Here is a 12,622-nt window from a genome sequence, read left to right on the forward strand (position 1 = left end):
AATGAATACTATTAAAAAAAGTCTTTTGTGTGTTTTGACAGTTTCTGCTTTTACAGGCGGATTTGCTCAAGAAACTAAAAAAGAAACAATTGGAATCAACTTGGAATATATGGATAGATCTGTTAAGCCAAGTGATGATTTCTTCAGATTTGTAAATGGAAATTGGTTAGATAAAAATGAAATTCCAGCCGACAGAACTCGTTGGGGAAGCTTTGATGAACTTCGTAAAAAAACAGACGATGACATGAAAGTAATTCTCAATGAAGCATTACTTAATCCGGCTTACACGGCTCACACCGACCAAGGAAAAGCATTAAATCTTTACCGATCAATTATGGATACGGTTTCAAGAGATCGACTTGGAATTAAACCGTTGGAACCGTATTTGAAGAAGATAAATGCGGTTAAAAATGTTTCCGATTTAAAGAAGCTTTTAATCGAAATGGAAACCCAAGGCGGAATCGGATTTTTTGGTGTTGGTGTTGGCACAGATGCGAAAAACAGTAACCGAAATGTTGTAAATGTTGGTTTAGGAAGTCTTGGTCTACCTGATAGAGATTATTATGTTTCCGATGAAAAAGACAGCAAAGAAAAAAGAGAAAAATACCATGCTCATATCATTAAAATGATGAGTTATTTGGGAGAAAAACCTGCTCAAGCAAAAGCAAGTGCCGACAAAATTTTAGCACTTGAAATCGCCATGGCAACACCTCGTTTAGATCGAGTGGAAAGAAGAGACAGAAGAAAAACATACAACCCAATGACGGTAGGAGAACTTCAAAAATTAACGCCAACGATTAATTGGGCAGAGTATTTAAAAGGAGTTGGTTTACCGGTTGTTGATACATTGATTGTTTCTCAACCCAAATACATGACAGCATTAGAAACTATTTTCAAAGAAAATAAAGTGGAAGATTGGAAAGCTTATATGCGTTGGACATTATTAAACCGTTCTGCAGGAATGCTTTCCACCGAAATCGGAAATGCAAACTGGGAATTTTTCGGAAAAACATTAACGGGAGCAGTAAAACAAAGACCACTTGACGAAAGAGCCTTACAAACCGTGAATGGTTCATTTGGTGAAGCATTAGGTAAAATTTATGTTGAGAAAAAATTCCCACCTGAAGCCAAAGAAAAAGCAAGAAAAATGATTGATAATGTGTTTTTAGCATTTGAAAACAGAATTAATAATTTACCTTGGATGGCACCATCAACAAGAGCAAACGCAATTGCAAAATTGAAAAAATTCAACGTAAAAATTGGTTATCCTGATAAGTGGAAGGATTATTCTAAAGTCACTATTGTTAGTCCAAAAGATGGGGGAACCTATTTTGAAAATTCAAAAAGAATTACCAAATGGCGTAACGATGAAAATTTTGCCAAATTAGGTAAACCGGTTGACAAAACTGAATGGGGAATGTCGCCACAAACCGTAAACGCTTATTATAGCCCGTCGTTTAATGAAATCGTTTTTCCTGCAGCAATTCTTCAACCACCATTTTATGATTACAGAGCAGATGAAGCTGTAAATTATGGCGGAATTGGAGCCGTAATTGGTCATGAAATTTCACATGGTTTTGACGATAGCGGTTCGCGTTACAACGCCGACGGAAATTTAGTAAACTGGTGGAGTGATGAAGATTTAAAACAATTTACAGAATTAGGCGGAGCTTTGGCAGATCAATATTCGCAATTAGAACCTTTACCGGGAATTTTTGTGGATGGTAAATTTACTTTAGGAGAAAATATTGGCGATTTAGGAGGAGTAAGTGCAGCATTAGACGGACTGAAAATCCATTTGAAGGAAAGTGGAAATCCGGGTTTAATTGATGGTTTCACGCCTGAACAACGTTTCTTTATTTCATGGGCAACCATTTGGAGAAGCAAAGCCAGAGATGAAGCGATAAAAAACTTAGTTAAAACTGATACGCATTCTCCGGGTCAGTACCGAGCCTATGTTCCGCTTCAAAATGTAGATGCTTTTTATGAAGCGTTCAACATTAAACCTGGCGACGGAATGTACATTGCCGAAGACAAAAGAGTGCGAATTTGGTAATTATTATAAAATATTAAAAATCAATACAATAAAAATAAAAACACTACGTTTTAACTCAACAATCATTTGCCTAATGGCAAGTTAGAGTTAGTTAAATTTTGTTTTGGTGTTTTGAAAAAGGCGTTCCGGAAATTACTTCTGGAACGCCTTTTGAATTTTTTTCTGAGTAACTCTTCTCAATAACTCATCTCCACAATTTGTCTCACTTTTTCTAACGTGATATTTTGTTTTTCTCCCATCGCTTTCCAACCTCTTTCTTCAAATCGATTTACAATAAAATCAGCTGTTTTTTCATAGTCGGATGTGTAATTTGAAAGTTTAGTTTCCATTCCCATTTGATGTAGAAACTGAACCGTTTTTTCAATGGCTTGCGTTGCTTTTTCTTCAATAGAATTTCCTTCTACATTCCAAACACGTTCGCCATATTGAGCTAATTTTTCTTTTTTGGTTTCAAACATTGTGCGGTACAAATTCGGACCAATAATTGCCAAAGTTCTCGCGTGATCAATTTCATATAAAGCAGTTAATTCGTGACCAATCATATGCGTAGCCCAATCACTCGGAACACCTTTCTGAATCAATCCGTTTAACGCCATTGTTGCACACCACATAAAGTTGGAGGCCAGTTTATAATCGGATGGGTTTTGAACTACATCGGGACCAATTTCGATCAGTGTTTGCAAAATACTTTCGGCAAAACGATCCTGCAAAAGTGCATCGTGCGGATATGTGAGGTATTGTTCCATAACGTGTGTAAAAGCATCTACCACACCATTTTCCAATTGTCTTTTTGGTAAAGAAGCTACCACAGTTGGGTCACAAATGGAGAATTTTGGAAACAACGCACTTCCACCCAACGTTAATTTTTCCTGAGTAGCTTCGATGGTTACTACTGCACCGGAATTCATTTCGCTTCCGGTTGCCGGTAAAGTTAAAACCGTTCCAAACGGAATGACTTTGGAAACATCTTTAAATAAAATTCTTTTCTTTAAAATTTCAACCGCATCGCCTTCAAAATTCACGGCTCCGGAAATAAATTTTACCCCATCAATCACACTTCCGCCACCAACGGCTAAAACAAAAGTGATTTTTTGGTTGCGAATGATTTCTACCGCTTTCATCAACGTTTCAAAACGAGGATTGGGTTCAATTCCACCAAACTCAACGATTTCAAAACCGGAAAGTGCTGATTTTACTCGGTCGTAAATACCGTTTTTAAAAATACTTCCACCGCCATAAGCCAATAGAATTTTGCTGTTTTTCGGAATTAACTCGGATAATTTGGCTATTTGACCTTTACCAAAAATATAATTGGTTGGGTTGTATAAATCGAAGTTTGTCATTGTAAGATTGTTTAAAAGTTTAAAAAGTTTAAGGGTTTAAATGGTTTAAAACTTAAACGCATACAAAGTTACAAAACGATTGAAGGAACAAGTGGTAAAGGAGTGTTAAGAGTAGAGAATTACTTCTTATAAAACAAATTATGATCTAAAAAAGCCCACACGTTTTCTGGCAAAACAGCTCTTACATTTTTACCGTGTTTGATGCTTTCGCGAATGAAAGTAGAAGATAATTCAATCACCGGAGCACCCACACGATGAATTTTTGGATGATTGATAAACTGTTCGTCAATTAAACCGGAATTCAATCTTGGATAAACAAAAATGTTATGGTTTTGAAGGATTACTTCATAATTTTTCCATTTATGAAGCGAATTCAGATTGTCTTCGCCCATAATCAAAGCAAATTCATAGCTAGGATATTTTTCCTGAAGATGAGCTAATGTATTGATGGTATAATTCGGCTGAGGTAATTTGAATTCTATATCGGAAGGTTTTATTTTCGGATAATCTTTTGTCGCCAAATGAACCATTTCCAACCGATGATAATCATCTAATAATGTACTTTTTTGTTTGTGTGGATTGTGAGGCGTAACCACCATCCAAATTTGATCTAAATCGGAATACTCGGCCATGTGATTGGCAATGATTAAATGCCCCACATGGATAGGATTGAAGGTGCCGAAATAGAGACCGATTTTCATTTTAATCATTTTGATTTATAAATTGTTTCACCAATTCATATGCTTCCGCTTTCGCAACCTCTAAATCATAATTTTTAATCACTTTATCAAATTGTGGTGCGGTTGCTAATTCAACAGATGCTTTGGCAATTCGCATATTAATTTTGTCCTCACTTTCGGTGGAACGCTTTTTTAAACGGATTTTCAACTCGTCAATGCTTGGTGGTTTTACAAAAACGGCTAATGTTTCGGTTTTAAATTTCGATTTTATTCGTAATCCACCTGCAACATCAATATCGAAAATTACGTTTTTTCCTTTTGCCCAAATGCGTTCGACTTCACTTTTTAATGTTCCGTAGAAATTATCGCGGTACACTTCTTCCCATTCTACAAACTCTTCGGCTTTGATATGGTTTTTAAATTCTTTGAGCGAAATAAAATAATAATCTTTTCCGTGCACTTCTTCGTCTCTTGGTTCTCTCGTTGTACAGGAAACCGAAAATTCCAAATTTAATTCGGGTTGAGCCAACAAATGCCTTACAATTGTGGTTTTTCCCGATCCGGACGGTGCAGAGAAGACAAGTAGTTTTCCTTTATTCATTGTGTTGTTTCTTTAATGGTAATTTACCAAAAGTCATATCGATGGTTTTTCCTTCTTTTTTAAATTTAACAGGTAATTCTCCATTTTTTTCCAAACCCCATTCTTCTAACAAATCGGTGTTGACCAATATAATTTCGATTGGAATTGTAGAATTTTTCTTCAAATCATATAACCAATTAATGTCTTCTTTCAATCTTTTTGATGACGATGAATATTTATTCCAACTTTGAAAAATATAATATTCTGCTGATGGCAAATCGTTACTGTTTAATGGCTTTCCATTTTTATCAACTAATTTATTTATGAAAGAAGAAAGCGTTGTCGTTGAATCATTTGTGCAAGGAGCGTAATTTTCATCAAAATTTTTAAAAGCACTTGTCATTTGAACTCCAGAGCATTCTTCAGTCCCCAGATAACAATATTTTTGACCACTTTTACTAAACATAAATAGATCCGAATTAAATCCGAACAAGAAATTTCTGTAAACGGTGGCACTATCTCCAATTTTATCCGCTTTCAAAAAATAAGTAGTTTCGTTTTCTTTTACTTCTGATAAATAACTCAAAAGTGATTCTTTTGTTTCTACTTTTGGATTTTTAAAACCCACCAATGTTTTTATTGCACTTCCACACGAAAATAATGTCAATAAAAATAAAATAAAGGCGTAACTTTTAAAATCTTTAGTAAATTTAAATAATGGCATCGAGGTAATTATTTTATAAAACGTTCAAAACTTGTTCTTTAATTTTCTCTAGTTCATCCTTCATCATCACTACCAATTTTTGCATTTCCGAATGATTCGATTTGGAACCCATCGTATTAATTTCACGACCGATTTCTTGCGTAATAAAACCTAATTTTCGTCCATTCGCCTCCGTTCCGGCAATGGTTTCGATGAAATAATTGAGGTGATTTTCTAGGCGAACACGTTCTTCGGTAATGTCATATTTTTCAAGATAGAAAATCAATTCTTGTTCAAAACGGTTTTCATCCACGTTGGCTTCTAATTCATCTAAAGCGGTTCGAAGGCGATTTTTTACGGTTTCAATTCGTTCTGTATCCATACTTACGGCTTGATTCATAAAATTTCGAATATTTTCGATTCGCATTACAAATTCGTTTTCAAGCGATTTTCCTTCATCCATACGAAAAGAAGCAATGTTTTTCATGGCATCATCAACTACTTTTAGAATTTCATTCCATTCGTTTTCATCAATTTCGTCGCGTTCTGTTTTCAACGCATCCGGCATTCGAACGGCCATTTTCATCAATTCCGTTTCGTCTGCATTCGGAATCACAGCTTTCATTTGGTTGATGTAACCTCTCACAATGGGCACATTGATTTTAGAAGAAGTTTCTTCACCGGTTACTTCAATAAAAATTGAAAAATCGACTTTGCCTCGTTCCAACTTTTGCGAAATCACATTGCGTAAACCCAACTCCATTTCACGATAAACAGATGGCATTCGGACATTCAAATCCAAACCTTTGCTGTTTAACGACTTAACTTCTACGGTGATTTTTTTGGTTGAAAGTTGCTTAGACGCTTTTCCAAAACCAGTCATTGATTGTATCATAAATTATAAAAAATGTTTTCAAAGATAATTAAAAGTTTACAGTCTCAGTGGCAGTTTTCAGATTTACTGTGACTGATCCCGATATCTATCGGGGGCGACTGAAAACTACTTTTTCTTCTGTGTTACCAAATAAACCCCCACAAAAATTAAGATGGCCGAGCCAATTTTTACCCAACTCAAATCGTCTTTACCTAAACTGATGGCAAAAATAGTTGCAAATAGCGGTTGAAGGTAGATAAAAACTGCAACTGTGGTAGGTTTTAATTCCCGCATGGAGACTAAGTTTAATAAATAAGTTAAGAAGGTTGAAAAAACCACCACAAAACCAATTTTCCAGTAAATATCGGTAGGAACTAATGACCAATTCACTGCATCAAATTCGCTCCATCCAAAAGGTAAAACCATTATGAATCCGAATGTATAAATCCATTTTACAAAAGTGAAAGCATTGTATTTATCCATTAATTTTTTAACGATGATGAGGTAAAAACCATACGATATGGCATTGATAAACACCAACAAATTACCAAGCATTTCATTGGGAGCATTAATCATTGATTTGCCGTAAAGTATGAGTGAAACAGTCCCAGCCAAACCCAAAACGATACCAAAAACTTTTCTTTTTAGCATGCGTTCCTTCATGATAATTGCCGAGAGAATGAGCACAATCATAGGAGTGGTAACCATTAAAACAGCTCCCATAATAGGCGAGGTGTAGCTTAAACCTTTAAAAAATGTTAGCATGTTTAACGCCACACCAAAAAAAGCTGCAGCAATAATTCTGGGAAAATCAGATTTTGCAATTTTTTCTTTTGGTCCAAAAAAGGAAACCATCCAAAAGAGTAAAACAGAACCGCCAACACGAAGTAAAATGAATCCAAATGGTTCAATAAATTCGGGCATAACGTCTTTGGCAATGGTAAATGTAACACCATAAATAATGGAAACCAAGGTGGCCGCCATTAACGCCCAATGTCTTTTACTCATTTGCTAAAAAATCGATGGCAGCTTGAACGGTTTTGGGACTGTTTCCGATATAAATAGTTTTATCGATTACAATTACGGGACGATTTAAGAAGGTGTAATGTTCTAATATATATCGTTTGAAATCTGATTCGGAAAGTTTTTCATCTTTCAGACCCATTTCTTTGTATAATTTGGCTCTTTTGCTAAAAAGTGCCTCGTAATTTCCGGTTAGTTGATGAAGTTCTTCTATTTGTTTGACAGTTATTGGTTCTTCCTTAATATCTTGAAAGATAAAATCCTTTGTGTTGGGAAGTGATTTGATGATTCTTTTGCAAGTATCACAGGTTTTAAGATAGAAAATTTTACGCATCGCACATTTTTTTGCAAAAGTAAGTACTTTTTGAATATTCTAAATCAATAAATTGAGGTGATGATAAGGTTTGTAATTACTAAAGTCTGTAATAAAATCAATTTATATTTTGAGTAAATCAAAAATAGTAGTAATATTGCACTCTCTAAACCGGTCCTATAGCTCAGTTGGTTAGAGCACCTGACTCATAATCAGGTGGTCCTTGGTTCGAGCCCAAGTGGGACCACAAAAAGCCTTCCGACTTGGAAGGTTTTTTCTTTTTAATAGCAGTTAAAATGTTTTTTTCTTATAAATTTTAAACCAAAACCAAACATTTTACGTTAATATAATTTTGAAATCAAAGAAGTTAACAAAAAAAATGTACTTTTGGCGATGATTTGAGAATTTCATAGACTTGAGTCAAAAAAAAGTCAACTAAGTTTTCGTTTTATAGAGATTTTTACTTTATTTGTCAAAATATTTTGTTAAAGAAAAAATTTATTTACATTTACACCCTATGAGAATTGTTCCAAATAAGTTTTTAATCGCCTTAATGGGTTGCTTTATAGGAATGGTTTCGGTATCGTCTTATGCGTCTGCTGTTTCGAATATCCAAAACCCTCCACCTCCTACACCACCTCCACCGGGTTTGCCGATTGATGGGGGAGTTGTTCTTTTGTTATTAATAGGCTTAGTATTTGCTTTTTATAAGTACAGCCAAAATCAAAACATAAAAAAAACGCTGAAATAATTCAGCGTTTTTTGTCCTTTTTATTTTCTTAGTTCGTTTAATCGCGAAACATATTTTCCAATCACATCAAATTCTAAATTAACAACGGTTCCTTCTTTGAAGGAGTGAAAGTTCGTGTGTTCAAATGTATACGGTATAATTGCAACACTAAATTCATTTAATTTTGAATTAACAACCGTTAGGCTAACTCCGTTTACAGTTATTGAGCCTTTTTCAATCGTAATATTATTTAAGGAAGAGTCGTAGTTGAATGTGAAATACCAACTTCCGCTTGCTTCTTCAACAGCAATACATTTTCCAATTTGATCCACATGACCTTGCACAATGTGTCCATCCAATCGATCACCTAATTTCATTGCTCTCTCCAAATTAACTGAATCGCCTTCTTTCCAAGTGGCTAAATTCGTTTTGTCTAGTGTTTCTTTAATGGCTGTAACAGTGTAGTTATCATTTTCAATAGCTACAACGGTCAAGCAAACGCCATTATGAGCAACACTTTGATCAATTTTTAATTCGGAAGTAATGCCGGAAGTGATTGTAAAATGAACATTCTCTTGCTCTTTTTCAATCGATTTTATTCTTCCGAGAGTTTCTATAATACCAGTAAACATTTGTGGTTTTATTTTTGTAAATTTGCACTTCAAAAATAGCAATAAATTACGTCTTGTCATGGTTAAAAAAGCAGAAAATATTCTTGTGGGAATTTCAATCGGAGATTTAAACGGAATTGGAAGCGAAGTTGTTCTTAAAACATTTGAAGATTCAAGAATGTTAGAACTTTGCACACCGGTTATTTTTGCTAATGTTAAAATGTTGTCTTTTCTTAAAAAAAGTTTTGAATCAACAACAACTCTTCACGGAATTGACAATTTAGACCAGATCATCCCCGGCAAAATAAATGTTTTTAATCTTTGGAAAGAAAGTTTTAATTTGGAATATGGTGTTGCGAATGATATTGTTGGGAGTTATGCTGTTAAATCGTTTGTTGCCGCTACAAAAGCATTAAAAGAAGGTGTTGTTGATGTTTTAGTTACGGCACCAATCAATAAATATAACATTCAATCAGAAGATTTTAAATTTCCGGGTCATACCGATTATTTAAACCAAGAATTAGAAGGTGATGCTTTAATGTTGATGGTAAATGATTCATTGCGAATTGGATTGTTAACCGATCATATTCCGGTGACTGAAGTTTCTAAGCATTTGACCGAAAAATTAATCAAACAAAAAATTGAAACAGTCAAGAAAACGTTAATCCAAGATTTCAAAATCGGGAAACCAAAAATTGCGGTGTTAGGATTAAATCCGCATTGTGGCGATAATGGTGTGATTGGTAAAGAAGACGATGAAATCATCCGACCAACCATCAAAAAAATGTTTGATTCAGGCACATTTGTTTTTGGACCTTATGCTGCGGATAGTTTCTTCGGAAATAAATCACACGAAAAATTTGATGCCGTAATTGCCTGTTATCATGATCAAGGTTTAATTCCGTTTAAAACATTATCGTTTGGAAATGGCGTAAATTACACTGCCGGATTAAACAAAATCAGAACATCACCCGATCACGGAACCGCATTTGAAATTGCCGGAAAAAATCAAGCGGATTTTAATTCGTTCAAAGAAGCCGTTTATTTGGCAATAGACATTTATAATTCCAGAATAGAATATAACCAAATTACCGAAAAACCCCTGAAAACAAAGGAAAAACAGTTTTAAACAAAAAAATGTTCATAACTGTCTTGCATTTGCGATAATTTTATATCTTTGCAAACCGAATTTTTGGGACAAATTGCTGTTGAGATGAAAGTATCGAATGAATATTTAATTCCGTTTATCGGATTAAAGCAGGGAAAACATCAATTTGACTATCAAATAGATAAAACGTTCTTTGATCGCTTCGAATACGATGAATTTGAAAGTTGTAATGTAAAAGTAGATGTTGTTTTAGATAAAAAATCAACAATGCTCGAGTTACATTTTAAACATAAAGGAACTGTTCATGTGCCTTGTGATTTGACTGGAGAGCCATTTGATTTGCCAATAAAAGGTAAAATTAATGTGGTAGTTCAGTTTGGTGATGCTTTTAACAATGAAAATGAAGAATTGCTCATCCTTCCGCACGGCGAACACCAAGTGGATGTGTCACAGTATATTTATGAAATGATTGTGCTTTCAATTCCATTAAAAAGAATTCATCCCGGTGTAAAAGACGGAACATTGAAATCGGAAGCAATCGAAAAATTACAAGAACTGACAGTCAAAGCGAAGAAAGAAGAAACAAAAAGTGAAGAAACTGACCCTAGATGGGATCAATTAAAAAAACTATTAACGGATAAATAATATAGTAAAATGGCACATCCAAAGAGAAAAACCTCGAAAACCAGAAGAGACAAAAGAAGAACTCATTATAAAGCAACTGCAGCTCAAATTGCAACTTGCCCAATTACAGGTGAGGCACATTTATACCACAGAGCGTATTGGCATGAAGGTAAAATGTACTACCGTGGACAAGTAGTAATCGACAAAACTGAAGCTGTTGCTTAGTACTTTCTTATCGTATATAGATAAACTCTCACCTTGTGGGAGTTTTTTTGTTATACCGCTATTTTAACATAAATAAGCCATCTCAAAATAATCAAGTTTAGATTTTTTTTTGTAATTTCCACCTCTTTTATCCTTTATGGGAAAAGAAAAACAATCAAACCCTATGAGTAAAACAACAGCCGCCATAACCGCAGTGGGTGCTTATGTTCCAGACTTTGTATTATCTAACCAAGTGCTTGAAACCCTTGTGGATACAAATGATGAATGGATTACGTCCAGAACCGGAATAAAGGAAAGAAGATTATTAAAAGAAGAAGGAAAAGGCACTTCCTATTTAGCAATCAAAGCTGCCCAAAATTTAATTGAAAAAAGCAACATCAATCCGGAAGAGATTGATATGGTCATCGTAGCAACTGCTACACCCGATATGCTCGTAGCCTCAACCGGCGTTTATGTAGCCACACAAATTGGAGCAGTAAATGCTTTTGCCTATGATTTGCAAGCAGCATGTTCCAGTTTTCTTTTCGGAATGTCAACTGCCGCAGCCTACATTGAATCAGGCAGATATAAAAAAGTACTTTTAATTGGAGCAGACAAAATGTCTTCCATTATAGATTATACCGACCGTGCAACCTGCATTATCTTTGGAGATGGTGCAGGTGCTGTTCTTTTTGAGCCTAACCATGAAGGTCTTGGTCTTCAAGATGAATACTTGCGAAGCGACGGAATTGGTCGTGAATTTCTAAAAATTGATGCAGGTGGATCAATTCTTCCTCCATCAGAAGAAACAGTGAAAAACAGACAACATTATGTTTTTCAAGATGGTAAAACGGTATTTAAATACGCCGTTTCCGGAATGGCAGATGTGAGCGAAAAAATCATGCAACGTAATAACCTTACGCAAGATAGTGTAGATTGGCTGGTTGCACATCAAGCCAACAAACGAATCATCGATGCAACTTCTAGCCGAATGGGTGTTGATGACAGCAAAGTATTAATCAACATAGAAAAATACGGAAATACCACTTCGGCAACATTACCCTTATTATTGAGTGATTTTGAACATAAATTCAAAAAAGGAGACAACCTTATTTTTGCTGCTTTTGGTGGCGGATTCACTTGGGGTTCTATCTATTTAAAATGGGCATACGATAAAAAATAAAAACTAAACTAAACTAAAAATATCATGGATATTAAAGAAATTCAAAACCTAATTAAATTTGTGGCCAAATCAGGAGCTACCGAAGTAAAATTAGAAATGGACGATTTTAAAATCACCATCAAAACAACAGAAGCCGGTGCCGCTGAAGCTTCTTACTTTCAAAATTATCCTAATTCGCAACCGATGCAAATGGTTCCGCAACAACAACAGCAACAACAGCAAGCTCCTGTTCAAGCCGCTCCTGTTGCCACACCAGTAGTAGAATCGGATGAGAATTCTAAATATGTAGTTATAAAATCGCCAATGATTGGAACACTTTACAGAAAACCTGCACCGGACAAAGCTCCTTTTGTAGAAGTAGGTGCAACAATTTCTAAAGGTGATCCGGTTTGTGTGATTGAAGCAATGAAATTATTCAACGAAATTGAGGCTGAAATTTCAGGTAAAATTGTTAAGATTTTAGTGGATGACATGTCTCCTGTTGAATTTGACCAACCTTTATTCTTAGTAGATCCATCTTAATTTTAGATTTTTAGATTTTCGGATAATTAGACTAGTAAATGTCTAATGTCTGAAAATCCAACAATCCA

15 protein-coding genes and 1 tRNA gene are annotated in these 12,622 nt (G+C 34.9%); 8 read left to right on the forward strand and 8 right to left on the reverse strand.

What is annotated here, in order from left to right; translation table 11 throughout:
- Position 1 precedes the first annotated feature (1 nt).
- A complete protein-coding gene (locus tag B4N66_RS05260) occupies positions 2-2,056 on the forward strand; it encodes a M13 family metallopeptidase (protein ID WP_291092884.1) in 2,055 nt (684 codons plus the stop codon).
- Between the two features lie 176 nt (positions 2,057-2,232).
- Here the strand turns inward: B4N66_RS05260 and B4N66_RS05265 are convergent, their stop codons facing one another.
- From B4N66_RS05265 to B4N66_RS05295, 7 genes are all read right to left on the reverse strand, one after another.
- Positions 2,233-3,399, reverse strand: coding sequence for an iron-containing alcohol dehydrogenase (locus B4N66_RS05265; RefSeq protein WP_291092886.1), 1,167 nt, complete (start codon positions 3,397-3,399; stop codon positions 2,233-2,235).
- Between the two features lie 119 nt (positions 3,400-3,518).
- Entirely contained in the window at positions 3,519-4,100 is a 582-nt protein-coding gene (nadD, locus tag B4N66_RS05270; RefSeq protein ID WP_291092888.1) for a nicotinate (nicotinamide) nucleotide adenylyltransferase, read from the reverse strand.
- A gap of 1 nt (position 4,101) precedes the next feature.
- Positions 4,102-4,680: a guanylate kinase gene (gene gmk, locus B4N66_RS05275; protein WP_291092890.1), complete on the reverse strand. Its 579-nt coding sequence runs from the start codon at positions 4,678-4,680 to the stop codon at positions 4,102-4,104.
- A complete protein-coding gene (locus B4N66_RS05280; RefSeq protein ID WP_291092892.1) occupies positions 4,673-5,383 on the reverse strand; it encodes a hypothetical protein in 711 nt (236 codons plus the stop codon). The genes gmk and B4N66_RS05280 overlap by 8 nt, the downstream gene beginning before the upstream one ends.
- A gap of 13 nt (positions 5,384-5,396) precedes the next feature.
- Positions 5,397-6,257, reverse strand: coding sequence for a YicC/YloC family endoribonuclease (locus tag B4N66_RS05285; RefSeq protein WP_291092893.1), 861 nt, complete (start codon positions 6,255-6,257; stop codon positions 5,397-5,399).
- A gap of 105 nt (positions 6,258-6,362) precedes the next feature.
- Positions 6,363-7,244 (reverse strand): DMT family transporter, encoded by an 882-nt coding sequence (locus B4N66_RS05290; RefSeq protein ID WP_291092896.1) that lies wholly within the window; start codon positions 7,242-7,244, stop codon positions 6,363-6,365.
- Entirely contained in the window at positions 7,237-7,593 is a 357-nt protein-coding gene (locus tag B4N66_RS05295) for an arsenate reductase family protein (protein ID WP_291092899.1), read from the reverse strand. Before B4N66_RS05295 ends, B4N66_RS05290 begins: the two co-directional genes overlap by 8 nt.
- Before the next feature lie 152 nt (positions 7,594-7,745).
- Here B4N66_RS05295 and B4N66_RS05300 point away from each other — a divergent pair.
- Together B4N66_RS05300 and B4N66_RS05305 are read left to right on the forward strand one after the other, a co-directional pair.
- Positions 7,746-7,819: transfer RNA gene (locus B4N66_RS05300), tRNA-Ile, on the forward strand.
- A 270-nt stretch (positions 7,820-8,089) separates the two neighbouring features.
- Positions 8,090-8,323: a PID-CTERM protein-sorting domain-containing protein gene (locus B4N66_RS05305; RefSeq protein WP_291092901.1), complete on the forward strand. Its 234-nt coding sequence runs from the start codon at positions 8,090-8,092 to the stop codon at positions 8,321-8,323.
- 20 nt (positions 8,324-8,343) lie between these two features.
- On the opposite strand, the gene B4N66_RS05310 is transcribed toward B4N66_RS05305, so the two are convergent.
- On the reverse strand, positions 8,344-8,934 hold the full coding sequence (locus B4N66_RS05310) for a riboflavin synthase (RefSeq protein ID WP_291092903.1): 591 nt from the start codon (positions 8,932-8,934) through the stop codon (positions 8,344-8,346).
- A 58-nt stretch (positions 8,935-8,992) separates the two neighbouring features.
- Here B4N66_RS05310 and pdxA point away from each other — a divergent pair, with 58 nt between their 5' ends.
- The 5 genes from pdxA (at position 8,993) to accB (ending at position 12,554) form a co-directional block, all read left to right on the forward strand.
- On the forward strand, positions 8,993-10,042 hold the full coding sequence (pdxA, locus tag B4N66_RS05315) for a 4-hydroxythreonine-4-phosphate dehydrogenase PdxA (protein WP_291092904.1): 1,050 nt from the start codon (positions 8,993-8,995) through the stop codon (positions 10,040-10,042).
- An 84-nt stretch (positions 10,043-10,126) separates the two neighbouring features.
- The gene (locus B4N66_RS05320; RefSeq protein WP_291092907.1) at positions 10,127-10,666 is read left to right on the forward strand and encodes a YceD family protein; all 540 of its coding nucleotides are present in this window, start codon (positions 10,127-10,129) and stop codon (positions 10,664-10,666) included.
- A gap of 9 nt (positions 10,667-10,675) precedes the next feature.
- Positions 10,676-10,870, forward strand: coding sequence for a 50S ribosomal protein L32 (gene rpmF / locus B4N66_RS05325; RefSeq protein ID WP_026709628.1), 195 nt, complete (start codon positions 10,676-10,678; stop codon positions 10,868-10,870).
- A gap of 163 nt (positions 10,871-11,033) precedes the next feature.
- Positions 11,034-12,032, forward strand: coding sequence for a beta-ketoacyl-ACP synthase III (locus tag B4N66_RS05330; protein ID WP_291092914.1), 999 nt, complete (start codon positions 11,034-11,036; stop codon positions 12,030-12,032).
- Positions 12,033-12,056: 24 nt separating this feature from the next.
- Positions 12,057-12,554: an acetyl-CoA carboxylase biotin carboxyl carrier protein gene (gene accB, locus B4N66_RS05335; RefSeq protein ID WP_291092916.1), complete on the forward strand. Its 498-nt coding sequence runs from the start codon at positions 12,057-12,059 to the stop codon at positions 12,552-12,554.
- Positions 12,555-12,622: the final 68 nt, after the last annotated feature.

It is taken from the genome of Flavobacterium sp. UBA2787 (assembly GCA_002352205.1).
Lineage (GTDB): Bacteria > Bacteroidota > Bacteroidia > Flavobacteriales > Flavobacteriaceae > Flavobacterium.